Annotated in this window: 17 protein-coding genes and 1 pseudogene; 7 read left to right on the top strand and 11 right to left on the bottom strand. The window is 73.6% G+C overall.

Annotated features, from left to right (window positions below; translation table 11 throughout):
- Nucleotides 1-94: 94 nt before the first annotated feature.
- Both AB0A97_RS10815 and AB0A97_RS10810 read left to right on the top strand, forming a co-directional pair.
- The gene (locus AB0A97_RS10815; protein ID WP_361148747.1) at nt 95-754 is read left to right on the top strand and encodes a non-oxidative hydroxyarylic acid decarboxylases subunit B; all 660 of its coding nucleotides are present in this window, start codon (nt 95-97) and stop codon (nt 752-754) included.
- A gap of 78 nt (nt 755-832) precedes the next feature.
- Entirely contained in the window at nt 833-2302 is a 1470-nt protein-coding gene (locus AB0A97_RS10810) for a UbiD family decarboxylase (protein WP_361147568.1), read from the top strand.
- A gap of 46 nt (nt 2303-2348) precedes the next feature.
- Here the strand turns inward: AB0A97_RS10810 and AB0A97_RS10805 are convergent, their stop codons facing one another.
- The gene (locus tag AB0A97_RS10805) at nt 2349-3275 is read right to left on the bottom strand and encodes an adenylosuccinate lyase (protein ID WP_361147566.1); all 927 of its coding nucleotides are present in this window, start codon (nt 3273-3275) and stop codon (nt 2349-2351) included.
- Nucleotides 3276-3330: 55 nt separating this feature from the next.
- Nucleotides 3331-6573: an amino acid adenylation domain-containing protein gene (locus AB0A97_RS10800; RefSeq protein WP_361147563.1), complete on the bottom strand. Its 3243-nt coding sequence runs from the start codon at nt 6571-6573 to the stop codon at nt 3331-3333.
- A 772-nt stretch (nt 6574-7345) separates the two neighbouring features.
- On the opposite strand from AB0A97_RS10800, the gene AB0A97_RS10795 reads away from it, so the two are divergent.
- The 3 genes from AB0A97_RS10795 (at nt 7346) to AB0A97_RS10785 (ending at nt 10875) form a co-directional block, all read left to right on the top strand.
- The gene (locus tag AB0A97_RS10795) at nt 7346-8914 is read left to right on the top strand and encodes an adenylosuccinate synthetase (RefSeq protein WP_361147560.1); all 1569 of its coding nucleotides are present in this window, start codon (nt 7346-7348) and stop codon (nt 8912-8914) included.
- Nucleotides 8911-9594, top strand: a complete 684-nt coding sequence (locus AB0A97_RS10790; protein ID WP_361147557.1) for a TIGR00730 family Rossman fold protein — start codon at nt 8911-8913, stop codon at nt 9592-9594. The genes AB0A97_RS10795 and AB0A97_RS10790 overlap by 4 nt, the downstream gene beginning before the upstream one ends.
- Before the next feature lie 75 nt (nt 9595-9669).
- Entirely contained in the window at nt 9670-10875 is a 1206-nt protein-coding gene (locus AB0A97_RS10785; RefSeq protein ID WP_361147555.1) for a cytochrome P450, read from the top strand.
- A gap of 68 nt (nt 10876-10943) precedes the next feature.
- On the opposite strand, the pseudogene AB0A97_RS10780 reads toward AB0A97_RS10785, so the two are convergent.
- Nucleotides 10944-11543: pseudogene (locus AB0A97_RS10780) on the bottom strand (RraA family protein); the annotation flags it as partial.
- A gap of 251 nt (nt 11544-11794) precedes the next feature.
- Between AB0A97_RS10780 and AB0A97_RS10775 the strand changes: the two are divergent.
- Nucleotides 11795-12754, top strand: a complete 960-nt coding sequence (locus AB0A97_RS10775) for a D-2-hydroxyacid dehydrogenase family protein (RefSeq protein ID WP_361147552.1) — start codon at nt 11795-11797, stop codon at nt 12752-12754.
- 172 nt (nt 12755-12926) lie between these two features.
- On the opposite strand, the gene AB0A97_RS10770 is transcribed toward AB0A97_RS10775, so the two are convergent.
- From AB0A97_RS10770 to AB0A97_RS10755, 4 genes are all read right to left on the bottom strand, one after another.
- The gene (locus tag AB0A97_RS10770) at nt 12927-13379 is read right to left on the bottom strand and encodes a peptidoglycan-binding protein (RefSeq protein ID WP_361147550.1); all 453 of its coding nucleotides are present in this window, start codon (nt 13377-13379) and stop codon (nt 12927-12929) included.
- 292 nt (nt 13380-13671) lie between these two features.
- On the bottom strand, nt 13672-14892 hold the full coding sequence (locus AB0A97_RS10765) for a thiopeptide maturation pyridine synthase (protein WP_361147547.1): 1221 nt from the start codon (nt 14890-14892) through the stop codon (nt 13672-13674).
- Nucleotides 14889-15929: a thiopeptide-type bacteriocin biosynthesis protein gene (locus AB0A97_RS10760; protein ID WP_361147544.1), complete on the bottom strand. Its 1041-nt coding sequence runs from the start codon at nt 15927-15929 to the stop codon at nt 14889-14891. The genes AB0A97_RS10765 and AB0A97_RS10760 overlap by 4 nt, the downstream gene beginning before the upstream one ends.
- A gap of 207 nt (nt 15930-16136) precedes the next feature.
- On the bottom strand, nt 16137-17213 hold the full coding sequence (locus AB0A97_RS10755; protein WP_361147542.1) for a glutamate--cysteine ligase: 1077 nt from the start codon (nt 17211-17213) through the stop codon (nt 16137-16139).
- A gap of 239 nt (nt 17214-17452) precedes the next feature.
- Between AB0A97_RS10755 and AB0A97_RS10750 the strand changes: the two genes are divergently transcribed.
- Complete coding sequence (locus AB0A97_RS10750; RefSeq protein ID WP_361147539.1) at nt 17453-18265, top strand: alpha/beta hydrolase; 813 nt, start codon at nt 17453-17455, stop codon at nt 18263-18265.
- A gap of 88 nt (nt 18266-18353) precedes the next feature.
- Here the strand turns inward: AB0A97_RS10750 and AB0A97_RS10745 are convergent, their stop codons facing one another.
- The 4 genes from AB0A97_RS10745 to AB0A97_RS10730 form a co-directional block, all read right to left on the bottom strand.
- The gene (locus AB0A97_RS10745) at nt 18354-19913 is read right to left on the bottom strand and encodes an AMP-binding protein (protein ID WP_361147536.1); all 1560 of its coding nucleotides are present in this window, start codon (nt 19911-19913) and stop codon (nt 18354-18356) included.
- Between the two features lie 249 nt (nt 19914-20162).
- Complete coding sequence (locus tag AB0A97_RS10740; RefSeq protein WP_361147534.1) at nt 20163-20858, bottom strand: DUF305 domain-containing protein; 696 nt, start codon at nt 20856-20858, stop codon at nt 20163-20165.
- 264 nt (nt 20859-21122) lie between these two features.
- Nucleotides 21123-21797 (bottom strand): CBS domain-containing protein, encoded by a 675-nt coding sequence (locus tag AB0A97_RS10735; protein WP_361147531.1) that lies wholly within the window; start codon nt 21795-21797, stop codon nt 21123-21125.
- Between the two features lie 180 nt (nt 21798-21977).
- Nucleotides 21978-22376, bottom strand: coding sequence for a cyclic nucleotide-binding domain-containing protein (locus AB0A97_RS10730; protein ID WP_361148745.1), 399 nt, complete (start codon nt 22374-22376; stop codon nt 21978-21980).
- Between the last annotated feature and the right edge of the window lie 6 nt (nt 22377-22382).

Below are 22382 nucleotides of genomic sequence, written 5' to 3'. Positions count from 1 at the left end.
GCCCCGGCACCCGCACGACGCACCACCCGTACCCGGACGTGAGGCACACATGGCACACATGGCAGACACCGCAGGCACCGCAGACAGGGCAGACATGATCGGCGGCGGCAGCGCCGCCCCGGCGCGGCTCGTGGTCGGCATCACGGGGGCGACCGGCGCCGTGCTCGGCGTACGGCTGCTGGAGCGGCTGCGCGCGCACGGCGGCGTGGAGACCCACCTGGTGATCAGCCGGTGGGCGCGCAGCACCATCGAGTGGGAGACCTCGATGAGCGTGCGCGAGGTCGGCGCGCTCGCCGATGTCGTGCACAGCCCGGAGGACCAGGGCGCGGCGATCTCCTCCGGCTCGTTCCGTGTGGACGGCATGGTGATCGCCCCGTGCAGCATGAAGTCGCTGGCCGCGATCCGCATGGGCTACGCCGACGGTCTGATCGCCCGCGCCGCCGACGTCACCCTCAAGGAGCGCCGCAAGCTGGTGCTGGTGCCGCGGGAGGCGCCGCTGAGCGAGATCCACCTGGAGAACATGCTCACGCTGGCCCGGATGGGCGCGGTGATGCTGCCGCCGGTGCCCGCCTTCTACCAGCACCCGGCGACGGTCGACGACATCGTGGACCACACCGTGACCCGGGTGCTCGACCAGTTCGGCATCGACACGCCCAAGGCGTACCGCTGGGACGGGATGTTCGCGGCCCGCCGGCAGGCCGGCGCCGCGGCGGAGCACCGCGCGGCCGCGGTGCCCGCCCCCGGCCTCCCCTGACCACCGCCCCTCCTGTCCTTCCCGGCCCGCACCGCCCTGCCCTGCCCCGCCCCACCGACAAAGGATGAGCAGCCGCCCATGAAGCACCTCACCAGCCTCCGCGACTACCTGGAAGCCCTGGCCGAACTCGACGACCTGCGGGTGATCGACGACGAGGTGGACCCCGTACTGGAGATCGGCGCGATCGCCCGCTACGCCACCGAGCACCGGGCCCCGGCCCAACTGCTCTCCCGTATCCGCGGCTGCCGGCCCGGCTTCCGGGTCCTCACCGCGCCCGCCGCCCTGAGCAGCCGCCCGGGAGCGCCCTACGCGCGGCTCGCGCTCGCCCTGGGCCTGCACCCGGACACGCCGCCACGGAAGCTGATGGACGGCCTGGTCGCCGCACAGTCGGCACCCCCCGTACCGCCCGTCACCCTGGACTCCGGCCCGTGCCAGGAGAACGTTCTGCTCGGCTCCGAGATCGACCTGACCCGGCTGCCGTTCCCGCTGCTCCACCAGGGCGACGGCGGCCGGTACGCCAACACCGTCGGCACGTTCGTGCTGCGCAGCCCGGACCGCAAGTGGACCAACTGGGGCATCGCGCGTGCCATGCTGCACGACGCGCGCCGCATCGTCGCCTTCACCGGCTCGCCGCAGCACATCGGCGTCATCGACGACATGTGGCGGGCGCGCGGCGAACGGACGCCCTTCGCGCTGGTCCTGGGCGCCGAGCCGGCCGTCCCGCTCGTGTCGACCATGTCGCTGCCCGAGCACGTCGACGAAGCGGCCTACCTGGGGTCCTACTTCGGCGAGCCGGTCGAGGTCGTACGGTGCAAGACCGTCGACCTCGAAGTGCCCGCCACCGCCGAGATCGTCATCGAGGGGTACATCGACCACGACGAACTGCTGCCGGAGGGACCGATGGGGGAGTTCGCCGGCTACGTCCCCGAGGGGAACTGGTCGCTGCCCGCCTACCACGTCACCGCGGTCACCCACCGCGACGACCCCGTCATGCCGGTGGTGTGCGCGGGCAAGCCGGTGGACGAGGACCACACCCTGATCGGCCTGACCCACTCGGCCCGCTGGACCCACTACCTGCGCGAGGCCGGCATCCCGGTGGCCGCCGCCTGGATGATCCCGGAGACCGCCGTGCACGTGCTGGCCGTCACCGTCGACCCGGACTGGCGCGAGCGCACCTCGTTCACGTCGTCGCAGGAGCTGTGCCGGGCGGTCGGCGAGGCCGTCGACGCCTTCCCGCACGGCGGCTGGTGGGTCACCCGGATCATGGTCCTGGACAACGACATCGACCCGACGGACGTCCGTGACGTGCTGTGGGGCTTCGCGACCCGCTCGCACCCCACCGACGGTATCCACGTACTGCCCGACACCGCGATCATGCACCTGATGGTCTGCTACCACGAGAAGGAGCGGGCCACCGGCACCGGCCCGACCGTCGTCTTCGACTGCGTCCGCGAGGACGAACTGAACAGCACGGCCTTCGCCGACAACTACCCGGCCGACGTGCAGCGCCGCACCTTCGAACTCCTGGCGGGCGCACGGCCGCTGTAAGCCCGGCGGCCACCGGCCGGGCCGCCCCACCGCGCGCCCGGGGTGCCTACAGCTCCCCGGGCGCCGGGCCCGGCTTCTCCGAACCGTCGCCCGCTCCGCCGTCGCCCGCTCCACCGCCGCGGCACCAGCTTTCGAGGACGCTCAGCACCCCGTCCGCGGCGAAGAACGCCCCGGGCAGGGCCACCCGCCGCACGACCGAGCAGGACACGTCGCCCTCGTGCCACTGCTCACCGGCCACCCCCGCCGCCATGACGGTGTATCCGCGCAGCAGTACCGCCAGTTCGCCGGCCCGGTTCCAGGGCCGGGCGCGCGGGTCCCCGCCCAGCGCGGCCGCCGCGGACAGGCCGGGCAGGGCCGTCAGCACCTCGTGGTCCAGGGAGCGCGGATAGACCTGCCCGACGCAGCCGATGACACGGGAGAAGCCGAGGTGCCGCGCGACACGCCGTTCGACGCGGTCCAGCGCGGCGCGGTCGCCGCCGAGCAGGTCGAGCATGTCCTGGGCGGTGCCGACCGGGCCCTTGACGCCCCGCAGCGGGTACCCGTCGGCCAGTGTCCGCAGCCGCACGGCGGCCCGGCGCAGGCCGTGCGCGACCGGAGCGGCACGGCCCCGGCGGCGCAGCAGCTCCGCGACGGCCCCGGCCCGGCCGGACAGGTGCTCCAGCGACAGCCGTACCCGTACCTGCGTGATGTTGTCGGTGATGTCGCAGGACGTCAGGCCCTTGTGGATGTGCTGATGTCCGGCGAGCGCGTTGAACTCCTCCACCCGGGCCTTGAGGTCGTGCCGCGTCCGGCGCTCCCGCTCCGTGATGGAGGCCAGATCCACCCGGTCCACCACCCGCGCGTACGCAGCGGTCACACCGGGCGGTACCGCCACCCCCTCCGCCGCCTGCGCCCGCAGCACCGCCAGCCACAGTTGCCGCTCCAGCACCACCTTGCGCTCGGCCGACCAGAGGTCCGCCAGCGCCGGGGACACCCAGTCGCGGGCCAGGACGTCGTCCGGCAGGCTTCCGCGGAGACCGCCGGCCGGCTCAGCCGCCGGCGCGGGGGAGCGGTGGGGGCAGGAAGCCGCTGGAGCGGAAGAAGGCGAGGTAGCGGTCGAGGAGGGCGGCGTCGGTGGGCGGGCAGCGCAGTCCGCTGTCCCGCAGGCCCCGTTCGGTGTTGGCGCGTCCGAGCCGTGGGAAGACGTCATCGAGGTACATCTCCTTCACGCTGATGTCGGACTTGTTGCTGCGGTCCACACAGAGCGAGACGAACGGAGCCGTAGGGCTGCCGGGATTTCTCGCGACATGCCGCACCAGCTCCGCCACCCAGGCGTCGTACGGCAGTTCCCGGATGTCGTAGCCCGCCGCCCGCATCCGGTCCACCATGTCGGCCAGCCGGGCCGGCCGGGGGTTGGTGAGGTGGTAGGTGCGGCCGTCGGCCGGTTCGTGGGTCGCCAGGTGCACCACGGCGGCGGCCACATGGTCGACCGGCACGAAGTCCAGCGGCAGCGGCACGGCCGGCGCCACACCCGTCTCCGCGATGACGCGGAACAGCGAGCTGATGGCCGTCTCGGTGTTGCAGATGCCGGTGTGCTCCTCGCCGGTGACCTCGTACGGGCGGTGCACCGCCACCGGCAGCCCCGCCTCCGCCGCCTCCGCGAGCAGCCGCTCGGCCACCCACTTGCTCTCCGCGTACCCCATCGACAGATGGTCGGCGTGGGCCGGCAGGGTGTCCTCGTCCACCTCCCGCACCCCGGCGGTGCCGAAACCGGCCAGCACCGCGACGGTGGACAGGAAGTGCAGCGGGACGCGCCGCCCGGCGGCCAGCCGGACCAGTTCCCGGGTGCCGCCGACGTTGGCCGCACGCAGCGCGGCGTACGGGTGCAGGAAGCTGACGTGCGCCCCGGCGTGGAGGATCAGGTCGGCGGTCTCGCCGAGCTGCCCGAACCGCTCTTCCGACAGTCCCAGGCGCGGGACGGTCAGGTCGGCCGGGAAGCAGGTCAGCCGCTGCTCGTACGGGGACAGGTCCAGGCCGTACCGGGCGGCGTTGGAACACACCCGGCGCCGCGCGTGCGCCGCGTCCCGGGCCCGTACGGGGCACAGCAGTTCGGCGCCCGTGACCCGCGCGAGCCGGTCGAGCAGGAACGCTCCTATGTAGCCGGTGGCACCGGTGACCAGGACGCGCGCCGGGTCACGTGGGCGGGGGACGGGGCCCTGCACCGGCGGCAACCGCAGCCCGAGCCGCGCCTCCTTCAGGAAGTCCGCCTCCGACGCGGGCGCGGAGCCGGACCGGCGGCCGGCCCGGCTGTCCCGCAGCGCCCGGTCCACCGCCGTCGCGTACGCGCCGAGCGTCGGTGCCCGCAGCAGGCTGCGCACGAGGAAGGTGCCGTGGGCCGCGTCCATGCGCAGCGCGGTCATGGTCCTGGTGGTCACCTCGGCGATGAGCAGCGAGTCGCCGCCGAGGGCGAAGAAGTCGTCGTCGGGAGCCGGCCGGACGCGCAGGACGTGTTCCCAGACGCCGGCGAGCACGGTCAGCAAGCCGGAGCCGACTCCGTCCGCTGGGCCTCCGGAAGCCTCGGAATCCAGCCCTTTGAGGGGCAGTTGCCCGTTTGCGTTCGTGTCGCCGTTTCCTGTTGCACGCGTTTGCCGGGCAGGCGCCGCCGGTGCGAGGAGGGCACGCCGGTCGACCTTGCCCGCGCCGGTGACCGGGAAGCGGTCCAGGACGTGGATGCGCCCCGGTACGGCGGGCGCGGGCAGCCAGGACCCCAGGTAGGCGCGCACCTGGTCGGCCGGGACCGCCGCGCCGGGGCGGGCCGGCGTCACGAAGGCCACCGGCTGGGCGCGCGTCCCCTCCCCGTCGATCTCCACGACGGCCTCCGCGACCGCCTCGTGCGCGCGCAGCCGCGCCTCGACCTCGTCCAGTTCCACCCGGAATCCGCGCAGCTTGACCTGCCGGTCGCGGCGCCCCCGGTACTCCAGCGTGCCGTCCGGCCGCCACCGGGCGCGGTCACCCGTGCGGTACAGGCGCCCGCCGGGACGGGGGCCGAACGGGTCGTCGAGGAAGCGTTCGGCGGTCAGCTCCGGGTCGTTGAGGTACCCGATGGCGATGCCGTCGCCCCCGACGAGCAGCTCGCCCTCCTCGCCCGGCCCGGCGGGGGTGCCGTCGTCGCGGAGCACGTGGCAGGTCGAGTTGGGAAAGGGGCGCCCGATGGGCACGGAGGCAGCGTCGGCGGGCAGGTCCCGTACGACGTACGCGCTGGAGACGACGCTGTTCTCGGTGGGCCCGTAGAAGTTGACGAGGGTGATCCCCGGGCAGGCGGACAGCACGCGGCGGCACAGCCGCGGATCGAGCGCCTCGCCGCCCGCCGAGACGAACCGCAGGCTCCGCAGCGCCTCCGGCCGGGTGCGCGCCACATGGTGCAGCACCCCCGCGGTCAGGAAGGCCACCGCCACGTCCTCCTCGCGCAGCAGCCGCTCCAGCGCGTCCACGGACAGCAACTGCTCCCGCTCGGCGACGACGAGGCAGGCGCCGGACAGCAGCGCCGTCCAGATCTCGATCGTCGAGGCGTCCGAGGAGCAACTGTAGGCGTGCAGCACCCGCTCGCCGGGCACCGGGGGAGCCAGCCAGGGGCCGGAGGCGGCCAGCCGCACGACGCCGCGGTGCGGGACGGCCACCGGCTTCGGGCGGCCGGTCGAGCCGGAGGTGAACATGACGTAGGCGCAGTCCTCCGGGGCGACGGTCACGCCTGGAGGGGCGGGGTCGCCGGCCGGTGGGGCGGAGTCTCCGGCCGGTGGAGCGGGAACGCCGGCCGGCGCGTCCGCTCCCGGGTCCGGCGCGGCGAGACCGCCGTCCACACAGGCCCGCAGCCTGCGCACCCGGCTCGTGCTGCCCGGCAGCGCGACGGCCACCCGTACGTCCGCCTCCTCGGCCATGGCGCGCAACCGCGCGGGCGGGTACGCGTCGTCCAACGGCACGTACGCGGCACCGCACTTGACGACGGCGAGGAACGCCACCAGCGCCTCGGGGCACCGGCCGCCGAGCACACCGACCGTGCTGCCGGGACGGACACCGGCGGACAGCAGCCGCCGGGCGAGGGCGTCGGAGTGCCGGCTGAGCTCGCCGAAGGTCAGGGTACGGTCGCCGTGCCGGACGGCGGGCGCCCCGGGGGCGGCCCGCGCCCGCTCCTCGAACAGTTCGTGCAGGCAGCGGTCGCGAGGGTACGGCGTGGCCGTGTCGTTCCACGGCGCGTGCCGGTCCGGCCGGCCGGGCACCTGGGAGGGTCGCAGCATGGTCAATACCTCGGAACGGTCGGAGTGCCACGGTCGGAGCGCCCGGACGGCCGGGGCGCCGGGTTCCGGGCGGAACCGGGTGGCCCGGGTCGGCTGAAGGCGGTGGGAGAGGAGACGGAGGCGGCGGTGCGGCACCGCGCGGGCCGCATCCGGACGGTCACGCCGACGGTGGACCGCCGGGTCCCCGTGGCCGGGCCGCACCGGGGCCGGGAGCCCGTTCCGGCGTGTCCTCCATGCCACCCGAAAAAAGCGGGTGCACTAGGCAGTTACCCAGCAATCCGATGCCGCTGTTCACTCTTGCGGATGATGTGGAACGTTCCGGTGAGCAAACGTGAGCCTCGTCGTGAGCGGTGTACCACCGCCCGTACCGCGATGCGCCCCTCGGCCGGGGAGGCGTGACCCGGACGAAGGGTTTGCGAGCAGTCCCGGATGCGAAGAAATCGTGGCGGGCGTGTTCATGTGCGGGAGGACGGACCGGCGTCGGGCCTTCGGGAACCGGCCGCCGACTCCCCGGCCCGCACGCCGTCGGCCGAACACCCGGGCACCGCGCGTCCAGGGCCGGTCCGGTCACGTCCGTCCGTGCTCGGCACGTCCGTCCTCGGCATGTCCGTCCGTGCTCGGCCGGGCGCCGGCACGGCGTACGGCAACCGGCTTCGGAGCACGTCGCGTAACGGGATCCGCACCCGACACCGCGCCGGTTCCGCCGAACCCGCCGCGACCCCACCTCCGCCCCTCGTACCGCTGCCCCCGTACCGCCCCGTGGAGGCCCCGCATGCCTGATGAGGAGACACCGGTGTCACCGTGCCCCGGCCCGCCGTCCGTCGGCCGCCCTGCCCGGCCGCCCGACGACGCGAACGGCCGGGCACCGTCCCGTGATCCGCGGGCGCTGTGGCCCGCGCTCGGCGCGTCGCGGGAGGCACGGCGCGGCGCGCTGCTCGCCCCGCTGACGCGCACGGCAGGACCGCCACCGCACCGGCAGCACATCACCTGGGTGGGAGACCTCCAGCAGGGCGACGGCGGCAAGGGGGCCATGACGGACCGGCTGGCCCCGGCCCACCAGATCGTCGTCCGGGTGCAGGGCGGTGACAACGCCGGGCACACCACGGTCTTCACGAACGCCGCGGACGAGGTGCACACGCTCAAGAACCATCTGCTGCCCTCCGGTGTGCGCCACCCCGGCGTGCTCGCCGTCATCGCCAACGGGGTCCTGGTCAACCCGCGGACCCTGGCCGGCGAGATCGCGTCGTCCGCCGCGTACGCACCGGAGCTGCGCCGGCGGCTGGTGGTCAGCGACCGGGCCCATCTCGTCCTGCCGCTGCACCGGCTCGTCGACGGCCGGCAGGAGAGCGGCGGCGGACGCTGCTCGGACGTGATCGGCACGACCCGGCGCGGCATCGGCCCGGCCAACGTCAGCAAGGCCAACCGCATCGGCATCCGGGTGCGCGACCTGCGGGATCCCGACCTGCTGCGGCGCCGGATCGAGCAGAACGTGCGCTTCTTCGGCCTGCCGTCCGGCCACGCCGATGCCGACCTGGCCTGGCTGGAGACGTACCGTGATCCGCTGCTGTCCGTGGCGGCGGACACCGTCGCGCTGCTCGGCGCGGCGGCCGACGCGGGCTATTCGGTCCTGCTGGAGGGGGCCCAGGGACCGGTGCTCGACCTGGAGCACGGCACGTACCCGTACGTGACGACTTCGCCCACCGCCTTCTACTCCGTCACCAGCGGCACCGGTCTGGACGGTTCGCTCGTCGGCCACCGGGTCGGCGTGCTGAAGGCGTACCAGACCATGGTCGGCAACGGCCCGTTCGTCACCGAGGACGCCGGCGAACTCGGTGACCGGCTGCGTCGGACCGGGGAGGAGTTCGGCACCACCACGGGCCGCTCCCGGCGCTGCGGCTGGCTGGACCTCGCGCACGCACGGTGGGCGGCCGGCCTCAACCGCTACACGAGCGTGGTGGTGACCAAGCTCGACATCCTGGACGGCTTCGACCGCATCGGCGTGTGCGTGGGGTACGTCCTGCCGGACGGCGGGTACGGCGAGTTCGTACCCGACAACGCGTACCTGGAGCGCTGCCGCCCGCTGTACTGCTGGCTGCCCGGCTGGCGCCGCAGCACGCGCGGCCTGACCCGCTACGACCAGCTCCCGCCCGAAGCCCGCGACTTCCTGCGCTACATCGCCGACTTCCTGGGCGTCGAAGTGGCCGCGGCCGGTACCGGACCGGCCGAGCGGGACCTGCTCGTCGACCCCGCCACGCGCCTGGCCGGCCTGCTGCCGTCGCACGCGGCGGCGGGACCGCCGCGGGCGGCCCGTACCGAAGGAGAGACGAGGACCCCTTCATGACACCGGACACCGAACGCGGCCACGGGCCCTCCGCACGGTCGGACACACCCCGGCCGGGCGACGCCCAGCCGGTCCGCCCACCGGCCGGGCACGCGTTGCGGAGCCTGTGCGTGTTCTGCGGCGCGAGCGCGGGCGTGCGTCCCACACACGTCCAACTCGCCACGAGACTCGGGCAGGCGTGCGCCCGGCGCGGTATCCGCATCGTCTACGGTGCCGGTGGCGTCGGCGTGATGGGCGCGCTGTCCGACGCGGTCCTCGCGGCGGGCGGCCGCATCACCGGGGTGATCCCGCAGGCCCTGATGGACCGGGAGTACGGGCGGCGCGACCTGACCGAGCTGCGGATCGTCGGCTCGATGCATGAACGCAAGGCCCTGATGCACTCCCAGAGCGACGCCTTCCTCGCCCTCCCGGGCGGCTACGGCACGCTGGAGGAGCTTTTCGAGATCACCGCGTGGGCCCAGTTGCGCCTGCACCACAAGCGCATCGTGCTGCTGGACGACGGCGGCTTCTTCGGCCCGCTCACCAGGATGCTGGACCACGCCCGCGACGAAGGGTTCCTCTCCGACGCCGACCGGCAGCTCGTCCGGCACGCCAAGTCCGTGGACGACGCGCTGCACCTGGCCGCCCTGCCGCCCGGCCCGCACTCGGAGCCCGCCGCGATCGGTCCCGGACAGACCTGACACCCCGTGAGGCGGCCACTGGACGGGACGGGCGGCTCCCGCCCCTCCCGCCAGGCCGAGACAAGGAGCAGCCCCATGCCTGACGACGGAGGACTCCCTCGCTACCCCTTCTGCTTCCGGGGCGACCGGCTCGCACCCGAACTGGCCGAGTCGGTGGCCCACCGGCCGATCCTGCGCGTACGCACCAACACCGGCACCGACGCCTGGCTGGTCACCGGCCACGAGCAGGTGCGCTCGGTCCTGCGGGACCGCCGCTTCAGCCTCACCCTGACCTCCGACCCGTGGATGCCCCGGCAGGACCCCCTCGTCCCGCCGCTCTCGATCACCGACATCCGTACCCACTCCGAGAAGGCCGGCCTCCTCCAGGAACTCTTCCGGGGCGTGGGCCCGCACCAGCAGCACCTGACGCCGGAACGCGTCCGGGAGATCGCCGCCGGCCTGCTCGGCACGTTCCTGGCCGGGGAGCAGCCGGGCGACCTGGTCGACGGGTTCATCATGCCGCTCTCCCGCGCGCTGACCATGGAACTGCTGGGCCTGGACCCGGAGGGCTGCCCGGACAACACCACGCTCTTCACGATCTTCCGTACGGGTCCGCAGAGCCTCCCCGCGGTACCGGACAGTTGGGCGCTGGCCCAGCAATGGATGCTGGAGCGGCTGCCCGGCCTGCGCGCGGACGGCACCGGTCTGCTGGGCCGGCTCCTCGCCCTCAGCGACGCGTCCGGCGTGCTCGACGAGGAGGAGGTCGCCGACCTCTTCGTCTTCCTCCTCATCTCCCAGTTCGGCAACCCGGCCACCTTCCTCGGCGCCGCGAGCGTAGGGCTGATGAGCCACCCGGAGGTGCTGGCCCGGCTGCGGGCGGACCCCGCGCTGCTGCCGCAGGCGGTCGACGAACTGCTGCGCTGGACGGTCTTCCTCGGCGACGCGCTGCCCCGCAACGCCCGCGAGGACGTGCTGCTCGACGACGTCCTGGTACGCAAAGGCGACCTCGTCCTGGTGTCCACCGACGCGGCCAACCACGACCCGCGGGTCTTCCCCGACCCGCAGCGCCTGGACATCGACCGGCCGCCCGGACCCCACCTGCGGTTCAGCGACGGGCGGCACCGCTGCCCGGGCGGGCCGGTCGCCCGGATGCAGGCCGCGGAGACCCTGCGCGTGCTGCTGGAGCGGACCGCGGACCTGCGCCTGGCGGTACCCGCCGACGAGATCGCCTGGCACCGTTACTACGCCGTCACGCTGCCGGTGGCGGTGCCGGTCCGCTGGACGGCCCGCGGCGAAGGGTGAGGGCCGGGGTGCCGACCCGGTGGGCCGGTGCCCCGCAGGGGCCGCTCAGCCCGTGAAGCCCTGCTCCGCAGGATCGTGTCGATACGGGCCCGGTGGGCCGCTTCCCACTGGTCGAGGGTCTCGGCGGCCTCCTTGGCCAGCTTCTTCTCCGCGGTCAGGAGCACCTCGTCCCGGCGGGCCGCGGGGGTGACCACGACGCCCTCCTCGTCGGCCACCACGATGTCACCGGCCCGAACGGTCACCCCGCCGCAGCGCACCGGGCCGTTGAGCGGCGCGACGGCCGCCTTGGTGCCGGGCACGGGGATGACGCCGCGCGCGTACACGGGGAAGCCCGCCTCCCGTACCTCGGCGAGGTCACGGGTCAGCCCGTCGGCCACGATCGCCGCGACACCACGGCGCTGCGCCACCGCGCACACGTTTCCGCCCGTCAGCGCGTGGTCCATGTCGCCCGACTCGACGACGAGGACCGAGCCCGGCTCCGCGCGGTGGACCGCCGCGTGCAGCATGAGGTTGTCACCCGGAGGGCACCGCACGGTGAACGCCGGCCCGGCGACGCGCGGGACCGGGGACCACAGCGGGCGGATACCGGCGTCCATGACCTGCCCGCGCCCCAAGAGATCGGCGAGGGTGGTCGACGGGACGCCGCTGAAACCTGAGATGTCGTTCATGCACTCCTCCTCCCGGTTCCGGAGTCCGGTGCGGTCGGATCCGGCCGGGCACCGCCACACACGGAGGACGGACCGCGCCGGGCCGCCAGGCCGCTGGAGCCGTACGGGGCCGCCTCGGCTCCCGCGTCCGCCGGCCCGAACGACCCCCGTGCACAAGCGCTTCCGGCCGCCGTAATGTGATCATCCTGCCACGTGTTCCCCGGGCTCCCCGGGGTCCGCCATCACGTACCGCACCTACGGAGACGATTGCCATGCCCCTGCGCTGTGCCGTGCTCGACGACTTCCAGGACATCGCCACGACGGCCGCCGACTGGAGCCCCGTCCGGGACCGCGTGGACGTCGTCTCCTTCACCCGGCACTTCGCCACCGAGGACGAACTGGCGGCGGAACTGGCCGGGTTCGACATCGTCGTCACCCTGCGCGAACGGGTGTCCTTCCCGGCCTCCCTGTTCGCCCGGCTGCCCCGGCTCCGGCTCCTGGTCGCCTCCGGCATGCGCAACTCAGTGATCGACTTCGCCGCGGCGGCGGAGCACGGGGTGACCGTGTGCGGCACACAGAGCGCCGCCACCCCGCCCGTCGAGCTGACCTGGGCGCTGCTCCTGGGCCTCGCACGCGGCGTGATGGCCGAGAGCGACGCGCTGCGCCGGGGCGGCCCGTGGCAGTCCACGGTCGGCGCCGACCTGCACGGCCGGCGTCTCGGGCTGCTCGGACTGGGCAAGATCGGCAGCCGGGTGGCCCGGATCGGTACGGCCTTCGGCATGGACGTGGTGGCCTGGAGCCAGAACCTCACCGCGGAGCGGACCGCCGAGGTCGGCGTCGGCCGCGCGGCGAGCAAGGAGGAACTCCTCGCCACCAGCGACTTCGTCTCGGTCCACCTGGCGCTGGGCGACCGTACCCGGGGCCTGCTCGGCGCGCCCGAGCTGGCGCTGCTCAAGCCGACCGCGTACCTGGTGAACACGTCCCGGGCGGCCATCGTCGACCAGGACGCCCTGCTCGCCGCGCTGCACGAGGGCCGGTTCGCCGGCGCGGGCATCGACGTCTTCGACACCGAGCCGCTGCCCGCCGACCACCCGGTACGGACCGCGCCCCGGCTGCTGGCCACGCCCCACCTCGGCTACGTGACCTGGGACAACTACCGTACGTACTACGGCCAGGCGGTCGAGGACATCCAGGCGTACCTGGCGGGTTCACCGGTCCGCCTGCTCGGCTGACGGCGGACCGGCGGCTCGGCTTGACCGGCGGCCCCGCTGGATCGGTGGCTCCGCTCGACCGGCGGCCTCGCTGGGTCGGTGAGCACCAGCCCCGCACCTCCGATCGGGCGGCGCACCCGGCCGGCGCGCCACCCGACGGCGTCAGTCGCCGTTCACCCCCGGAGCCGGGGTTCTAGAGGGCGTTGGCGAACCGCTTGAACGCGGCTTTGGTCTTCGCCCCGGGGTCCCCGTCGATCTTGCCGGTGTACCCCCAGCTGTCCTTCAGCAGGCGTTGCAGCGCCTTCACCGTATTGACACCGGGCTTCCCGTCGATCTTGCCCTGGTACTTCCAGTACTTCTTGAGGCAGCGCTGGAACGCCTGCCAGCTCCCGGTGCCCAGCGCCCCGTCGATCTTCCCGCGGTACTGCCAGTGCTTCTTCAGCCAGCCCTGGACCTTCTTGGCCTGCGCGGCGCTCAGCCCGAGGTTGTTCACCGCGAGCGGCGCGACGGCCTCGGCCGTCACCGCGGGCTGCGCGGCCGGCGCGGAGGCGGCGAAGCTCGTGCCCGCCCCCGCCAGGCCGCCGGCGAAGATCCCCACGGCGGCGGTGACACTGACCAAGGTCCTCGTCACGGCATTGGGTCGCATTCCTTTTTTCCCCCTTCGAGTTCCGGGGGCACCGCCCGACACGCGCGGCGCGTACGTCGCCGGACGCCTCGGCGTACCCCCTCATGGCCGTACGGCGCAGCGGCGACCCTGGCGATGGTGCTCCCCGTTCGCCCCGGCGCGGTACGGGAAGAAGCTATCCGCCGGAGCGGCCCCCGGCGTCAGCCCACGAGTGCAGACCGCCGCAACCAGAAGCTGACATCCGCGCTCCACCGACCGCGGTAACGGCGGCGGATGTACAACCCCCGCGGTACTGCCCACCCGGAACGGGACGTCACTCCACGGGCCCCGCGCCCGCGGCCCGCCCGTCGGCCCACTCCTTGCTCAGCCGGGACCACTCGGGGGTGGCCTCGGTGGGGGAGGAGGAGACGACGTGGCGGCGGAAGGCGTCCTCCGCGGTGACGCCGTGCACCGCTTCGACCGTGTTCGCCGCGAGGTGGCACAGCAGGCCGCGGTCCACGGGTTTCAGTCCGAGGCGGTTGAGGTGGAGGTAGAGGTAGTTGACCACCAGCCGGAAGGAGGCGAACCAGTGGTCGTCCCGGAGGAAGCCGTCGTGGCCGTGGCCGGTCTGCAGGAGCCGGTGGAAGTCGCTGAGCTGCCGGGTCGGCAGTCGCGGGGCCCGGCCGGCGCCGCTGAGCGTCAGCTCGCCGGACTCCAGCAGCGGGTACGCGACGCGCTGGCACCGGCGTACGGCCTCGGCCCACTCCCGGACGAACGGCACGGTGGCGCCCGCGTCCGCGGCCGCGGGGGAGCCGGGCTCCGCGGACAGGACGGACTCCACCGTACGCAGCCGGGTGGTCAGCGCGTCGGCCTGCCGTCGGTACCGCTCGTCGAAAGCGGCCCGGTAGCCGGCCGGGTCGTGGGTGCGGGACAGGAACGCGTCGGCGTGGGACCGCAGGGACAGGAACCCGCGTGCGATCGGCGCGCTGCCCTCGTCGAACGGTACGGCGGCCACCGACGCGGTGGTCCACATCAGGTCCAGTGCCAGCACCGGCAGGGCGCCGCCGTCCCGCAGGTGCTCGTACATCGCGAACGCCAGGTCGTTCGTGTCGCTCAGGAAGTCGGCCAGCACCTCGCTGCCTCGCATCGACCCCAGCACCGGCAGCCGGTGGTCGTAGGGCTGTTCGAGCACGGTGTTGTCCGGCACCCAGGGATGCCGGGGGCCGGTCTCCATCTCCAGTTCCGCCAGCCGCTCGTGCACCGGCGCGAGCGCGGCCTCGTCCAGCCGGGCCGTGGAGGGGTGGTCACGGACGTACGTCTCCAGCGCGGCGACGACCCGCGGGCGTACCCGCGAGGCCCACGCCTCGGCCGTGGTACGGAAGTTCAGGCGCAGGTGCGGGCCGCGCAGCCAGTGACGGCCGAACCAGGCGCCGTCGACCGACGCCCGGACGGCCTCGAACGCCGGGCGGACGGCGTCCAGGACGAGCGCGGGTTCGGTGCTCTCGTCGTGGTGGTGGACATGGACGCTGTGCCACGTGGCGGCTGCCCCGCTCATGAGGCGGTCAGCGCCTCGGGCAGTTCGGCGAGCACCCGGCCGACGAGGAACCGCGCCTGACTCTCCTGCCACAGGGTCAGCCCGAGCCGGTTGTTGACCAGGTGGCCGCTGCGCAGCAGCACCAGGCTCGTGGCGGGGTGTGCGGTTTCGGCCAGTTCGAGCGGCCCCACGAGCGGCGAGTCCGTCCACTCGTTGGTGAAGTTCCCCGCGTCCTCCAGCACGTGGAGCGCGTCCCGCAGCCGGCGCAGGGACGCCATCCAGTACGCGCGGGGGTCCGCGCCCGCGCCGGTGAGCGACTCCTCGGGCGCGGCTGCCAGCCGCCAGACGCGCCGGGCCCGCTCCTGGAGCTGCGCCTGCTGGGCGCGGTACCGCGGCTCGACGTCCTCGGCCTCGGGGCCGCTGCCGAAGGGCAGGGGCGGGCCGCCGTTGCGGGACCACCGGTCGCGGACCTCGTCGAGGAGCGCGAACACTCCCACGACCAGGTCGAAGGCGAGCATCGCGCGCTGTTCGACGGTCGCGCCGGTACCGACGACGGACAGGGCCAGCTCGCTGGACTCGTGGAAGTGCCGCTCCACGGCGGCGATGGCGGCGCGGTACCCGAAGTCGGAGTTCTCCCGCTCGTACGGCCGCAGCTCCAGGGTGTTGTTGGGCCGCACCTCCTCCTGCTGCTCCTGGTCGGACCGGCCCTCCAGCCCGGCCAGCCCCTCGGAGACCTGGGCGAAGCGCGTACGGTCCACGACGTCCGGGGACGGGGCGCCCTCCAGATACGCGCGGAGGTGCCCGGCGGTCAGCCGCTCGATCTCGGCGCGGTCGGCGGTACGGGCCGGGAGGAAGCGCAGCCGGACGTGCGGCCCGCCTTCCCAGTACCGCAGGAAGAACCACCGCTGGACGAGACCGTCGGCCGTCAGCCGTGCGACCAGCGGGCGGACACCGTCGGTCAGCAGCGCGTCCTGGCCGGTGTCGTAGAAGATGTGCGCGCCCACCCAGTCCGCGCCCTCCGCGGTACCGGGGTCCAGCCGGTCGCTACCGGTCAGCATCTCGCCTCCGTCGATCGATGGTCGCCGGTCCCGGCGGGGCGGGAACCGGCCACCCCGATTCTCCGGCGGAGGCCGGGCGGCGGTCTTCACGGTACGACCACGGGGTGACCGAAGAACGGACCGAAGGCCACCGAAGAGGCACCACAGGCCCCGCGCGGCACCGAAGCCCGACCGCAGGCCGGGCCTTGACACGCGGCCGCCCGGCCGTCACAGCGTCGTACGCCGCACACACTCCTCGACGACCGCCCGCAGGCTGCCCGTACGGCGCAGCCGCTCCCGCTGGATGTGCGCCCCGTTGCCGCGGCCCATCAGGGTGTCCAGGCCCTCCTTGGCGAGCCCCAGGTCGCCGTTGTCCTCCAGCGCCTCGCCGACGTGGTCGAGCAGGGCGCGTACCACGGCCTCGGCGGGGGCCGGGGTCCAGGTGAGCGGATGGACGAGGCGGCCGGACAGTCCGGACCGGCCGGCCCGCCAGGCTGCCAGCCGCAACAGGCCGACCCCGGCCGGGTCCGGCGGTTCCCCCGCGCGCCACGCGCGGGCGGCGGTCTCCACCAGCCCGCGGGTCAGGGCGGCGATCAGCACCGTGTCGTCGGACTGCAGACAGACGTCGGCCACCCTGATCTCGACGGTGGGGTAGTGCCGCGACAGCCGGGCGTCGAAGTAGATCATGCCCTCGTCGAGCAGGGTCGCCGTGGCGAGCATCTCCCGCACCCGCCGGTGGTAGTTCTCCGCGCAGCCGAAGAGCTCCACCGGTCCGGACGACGGCCAGCGGCCCCACACCCGGCTCCGGTAGCTGCTGTACCGGGTGTCCTCGCCCTGCCAGAAGGGCGAGTTGGCGCTCAGCGCGAGCAGCGTCGGCAGCCACGGACGGATACGGTCCAGCACGGCCACGCCCTCGTCGTCCGACTCGACGGACACATGGATGTGGCAGCCGCAGGCGAGCTGTTCCAGCGCGGTGCTGCCGAACTCCTCCGCCAGCCGCTGGTAGCGCTCGTCGACGTTGAGGGACGGTACGACGGGCAGCGGCGAGGTGGCCAGGGCCACCAGTTCCGTACCGGCCCGGCGGGCCTGGCGCGCCGCCTCGCCGCGCCAGTGCGCGACCTCCGCGGCTAGGTCCTCCATCAGCAGCCGGGGCCGGGTCGCGATCTCCAGCTGCTCGCGGTGCAGTTCCTTGTCCAGGGTGGAATCCTCCGGAGACGTGGCCAGTACGGTCCCGGAAGCAGCTCGTGGCTTTCCTGAGTACGGGTCCACCAGGAGAAGCTCTTCTTCCACTCCCACACTCCGCATACGACAGCCTCTCTCGACCGGCGACGGTCAGCAGGACGGCTTTTTCGTGTCTGCTGACATGGGAAACGCTCGCGCGGCACGGCACAAGGGGTCGGGCGGCCACGGAGTGGCGCGATGAGGGCGGGAGCGGGCGGCCGCGCCCGCGGGGCCGGTGCGCGGTCGGTCGGACACCCGTACAAGCCGGGCCGGAGCTGCTCTGATGGAGGGGCACGCCATGAGGCGGACGAAGGGGGCGGGCCATGCCGGTGGTGCGGACCAACGGGATCAGTCTCGGGTACGAGGAGTACGGCGCCGGGGAGCCGGTCGTGATGGTCACCGGGACCGGCGCGCCGGGACGGGTGTGGCGTGCCCACCAGGTGCCCGCCCTGACCGCGGCCGGGTACCGGGTGATCACGTTCGACCACCGGGGCCTGTCGCCGGACGGTGCGTCCGGGGAGCCCTTCACCCTCGACGACCTGGCGGCCGACCTCGCCGGTCTCCTCACCCACGTCAGCTCGGGGCCCTGCCGTGTGGTCGGCTTCTCGCTGGGCTCGGTCGTCGTGCAGGAACTGCTCGTGGTCCGGCCGGAGCTGGTCCGCAGGGCCGTGCTGATGGCGACCATCGGCCGGGCGGACACACTGGTCCGCGCCATGGCGGCGGCCGAGATCGACCTGTGCGACAGCGGGGTCGCGCTTCCGCCCCGGTACGCGGCCTACGTCCAGGCGTTGCAGTACCTGTCGGGGGAGACGCTCGGTGATCCGGACCGGCTGCGCGGCTGGCTGGACGTGTTCGAAATGACGGCGACGGCGAGTTCCGCCGGAATGCGCGGGCAGCTCGGGCTTCAGGTGATCGAGGACCGGCGGGCCGCGTACCGGCACATCCGGTGTCCGTGTCTGGTCGTCGGATTCTCGGACGACCGGGTCGTCCGCCCGCGGCTGGCCGAGGAAGTGGCCGCGTGCATTCCCGGCTGCCGCTACACCCAGATATCCGGGTGCGGTCATTTCGGTTATCTGGAGAAGCCCGGCCCGGTGAATTCCGCGATCCTCGATTTCTTCGCGGAACCGAATCGCTGAGGGAACGTCAGGAAAGTCGCCGGAACACCCGGCCCCGGCCTTCCGATGGGCGGCGGCCGGGACCGGTGCGGGCCCGCGCGCGGCCCGTTCACGCGCCGAGTACGGCCCGGATGCGCTTCTTGTCGGGCTTGCCGACCGGCGTCAGCGGGATCTCGGTGACCAGGTGCAGCCCGGTGGGCGCGTACATCTCGCCCTTGTGGCGGGTGACGAAGTCCCGCAACTGGTCCGGGTCCAGCGGGCGTTCCGGTGCGGGGACGACCGCGACGTGCACCTCCTCGCCGGCGTCCGCGCGGCGCACGCCGAACGCCGCGCAGTGGGCGACGGCCGGGTGGGTGAGCAGCAGGTCCTCCAGCTCGCCGGTGTAGACGTGACCGCCCACCACGATGATCATGTCCTTGAGCCGGTCGACGAGGTACAGATAGCCCTGGTGGTCGAGGTAGCCCAGGTCGCCGGTGTGCACCCACCCGTCGCGCAGCACCTCGGCGGTGAGGCCGGGCTGCTTCCAGTAGCCGGTCATGGTCTGGCCGGAACGGACCCGGATCTCGCCCACCGACCCGACGGGGACGGGCGCGCCCCGCTCGTCGTGGAGGGAGACCTCGACGCCCGGGACCACCCGGCCCACCGTGGCCTGCCCCTCCGGGGACAGGTCCCGGTGCTCGTCCGGGCCGATGACGGTGATGTGGCCCGCCTCGGACTGGCCGTAGCCACCGAACAGGACCGTCCCGAAGGTCTCGTGCGCCTGCCGCAGCCGTGCCGGCGAGGCGGCGCAGCCGCCGTAGGTGATCCGCTGGATGCTGGACAGATCGGTACCGGCCAGGGCGGGGTGGTCGAGCAGGCGGTAGAGCAGCGGGGGCAGCAGCCACAGGTGGGTGATGCGCTCGCGCTCGACGGCGGCGAGCACCTCGCCGGGGACGAAGGAGTGCTGGAGCACCACGGAGCCGCCGGCCAGGAGGGTGGCGTCGGCGATGTTGCCGGCCACGTGCGCGAGGGTGGTGCAGGCCAGGAAGCGGGGCGGCTCGCCCGCGCCGGCGGAGCCGAAGGCGAGCATGTCCCGGTAGGGGCCGTGCGCCATGCGCACGCCCTTCGGGACGCCGGTGGTGCCGCCGGTGTGGCGTATGCACCAGTCGTCCTCGGGGCGAGCCGCGCTCCGCACCGGGGAGGGTTCGTGCCGTGCGGCGCGCGCCAGCAGGTCCTGGCCGTGCGGGCCGGGGCCGAAGGAGAGGACGTACGGAGGCCGGGCGCGGGTCAGCAGGCTTTCGGCGGCGTCCGGCAGGTCCGGGTCGATCAGCAGCAGCGCGGTGTCCACGCTCTCCGTGATGTGGGCGAGCGTCTCGGGGGCCATGCCCTGGTACAGGAAGACGGCCCGGGCGCCGAGCAGATTGGCGGCGTATCGCGTGATGAGGGCCTCCGGCCGGTTCCCGGAGAGCAGCGACACGGTGCTGCCGCGCCCGATGCCCCAGCCGGACAGTTCCCGGGCGATCCGGTACACGCTGCCGCGGAATTCCCCGGCGGTGACCTCGCGGCCGTCCGCCGTGGTGACCACGGGGCGGTCCGGAGTTTCCGCCAGGACGCCGAGGACGGATTCGACATAGGAGCAGAAGTCGTTCGTCGGGGAATTCACCTCTGCGGCAAGGAATTCGGTGGTCATGAAGTGTGTCTCCCTACTGATGTAGGCGATTACTACTTCTCGGTAAGCTAACAATTGGTTGCCGTATGAAGGTGTCCTGCTGATGAACAACGTGTGATGTCTGAAAAGTGTCTGGCGCGGCGCGCTTGCTTGTGCAGGGAGGGCCTGGGGTGTGGTGCGTCGTGGCGCACGCCACACGGCCCGGGCGGCCTCCCCTCGGGGGGACGGCAGGGGAGGCCGGGCCGTGTGCCGCCGCCGTGGCGGGGCGGGTCAGCGGGGCGAGAGCCGGTCGCGGACCGCCTTGAGCTGGGCCACCTGCGCCGACTGGCTCCGTACGACGGAGTCGGCGAGCCGTTTCGCGCCCGCGTCCCGGCCCAGTTTGCGCTCGGTGCGCGCCATCTGGATCGCGCCCTCGTGATGGCTGATCATCAGCTCGGTGAACTTCCGGTCGAAGGCGGCGCCCTCGGCGTCCTTCAGGGCGGCCATGTCCTGGTCGGACACCATCCCGTCCATGTCCGTCTCGTCCCGCCCGAGCTGCCCGTGGTCCATGCCGTGCGGGCTGTGCTCGGCGGAGGGCGACCCCGGATCACCGGAGCCCGTCGCGGCCGCCTCCGGCTCACCCCAGGACCGCAGCCACCCGCGCATGGTGGCGATCTCGGCGGTCTGCTCCTTGGAGATCGCCGCGGCCAGGTCCTTGACCTCCTGGTCGGAGGCGCGGGCACCGGCCGGTTCCGTCATCTCCACGGCCTGCCGGTGGTGCGGGATCATCCGCTGCACGAACCGTACGTCCGCGTCGTTGTGCGCGGCCGCCTCCGGAGAACCGCCGGGGGACGCCGCGGCGGAACCGCTCGCCGTCCGCGGCCCGCCGTCGTCGTCGCTCCCGCAGGCCGCAAGGGCCAGCGCCCCGGCGGCAAGGGCACCGGCCAGTGCGATACGGCGACCGGGAAGTCGCTCGCCTCGATGCATGATTCGCCCACCTCGATCTCTCTGCGCACGGCGGACACCCCGCGTGCGCGTCGGCCTACGCCCGCATTACCGACACGCGCGGAGATGCGAAGCGCACGGCGGCGCGGCACGCCGCGAAGTGATGAGGGGAGCGGTCGCGCGTTGACCGGAGGCGGGGCCGTGGTCAGCCGTTCCGCGGTGTCACGGCGTCGCGGTGTCACGGGGCCGAGAGGACGAGGGGGCAAGACAGGCGGTCGGACGTCACCGCCCGCCCCGCCCCGCGCTTCAGGCGCCGCTGTCGCCCCTGAGCCGCATGTCGACGTCGACCACCCCTTCGACGGCCCGGGCGAGCCGCGCCGCCACCGGTATGAGCGAGGTGTCGGCGATGGCCCCGGCGAGGGTGACGATGCCCTGGGACACCTCGACGGTCAACTGCTGTCGCCGGGACGCGAAGAGCTGCCCGACGACCGTCCGCCGCACCTCCTCGGCGATGTCCTCGTCCTCGCGGAGGAAGACCTTCAGGAGGTCGCTGCGGCTGACGACCCCTTCGAGCCTGCCGAGGGCGTCCACCACCGGCATCCGTTTGATCCGGTACCAGGCCATGGTGCGGGCGGCCTGCGCGAGGCTGGCGTCCGCGTGCACGGTGACGGCGGGGGCCGTCATCAGCTCGTCGGCCGTGACGCCCCCGGACTTGATCAGGGCGTCCAGGACGCGCATCTGCTCGATGCGCGAGGGGGTGTGGTCGCGGAACTCCTCCTTGGGCAGCAGATCGGCCTCGGACACCACACCGACCACCCGGCCCTCCCCTTCGACGACGGGCAGGGCGCTGACCTTCCACTGCTCCATCGTGCGGACGATCTCCTTGAAGGGGGCGGTACGGCCGATACTGATCACGGTGTGGGTCATCACGTCGCCGACGGTGCGGGGGTTGTTGTTCCCTGGCGTCACGGGCTCCTGCATCACGGACTCCTTCAGCGCGGGCTCCTTCCCCCAGGGTTGTGCATCACGGGCCCGTGCACCACACACCCGTCCACCGGGCCCGGAGCCGGGGCCGGCGGCGTGAGGAGGATCCGCCGGCCCCGACGGCCGGAAACCTGTGCCCGGGCCCCGGGCGCCCGGCCAGGGCCCGGACACAGGTGGTCAGTGCGCGCCGCTCCCGTACGGCCCGAAGAGGTCGAGCAGCCGGGTCCGCGCGCACCGCAGCCGGTCCCCGATCACCTGGGAGTACCGGAGCACCAGCGCGTGCCCGAGCGCGGGGTCCTCCTCGCACAGCGCCCGTATCTCCCGCGCGTCGAACTCCCAGGCCCGCACCGGGCTCAGCGTCTCCGCGCCCAGGTGCCAGCAGTACGGCGGGAACAGCCACGACCAGCCCAGCAGGTCGCCCGGGTGCAGGGTCTCGACGACGGCGGGCCGGCGGCCCGGTACCCGCAGGTCGAGCTGGACCGCTCCGGTACGCAGGATCCAGAAGCGGTCGGCCTTCCGGTCCTCCTCGAAGATCCGTGTCCCGGCCGGGAAGGAGACTTCCCGCGCCCGCGCCATCAGCCG

The sequence above is a fragment of the Streptomyces sp. NPDC045470 genome (assembly GCF_040646595.1).
Taxonomy (GTDB): Bacteria; Actinomycetota; Actinomycetes; order Streptomycetales; family Streptomycetaceae; genus Streptomyces.
The sequence above is the reverse complement of the archived record's forward strand: the minus strand, read 5'-3'. Positions and strand labels throughout refer to the sequence as shown.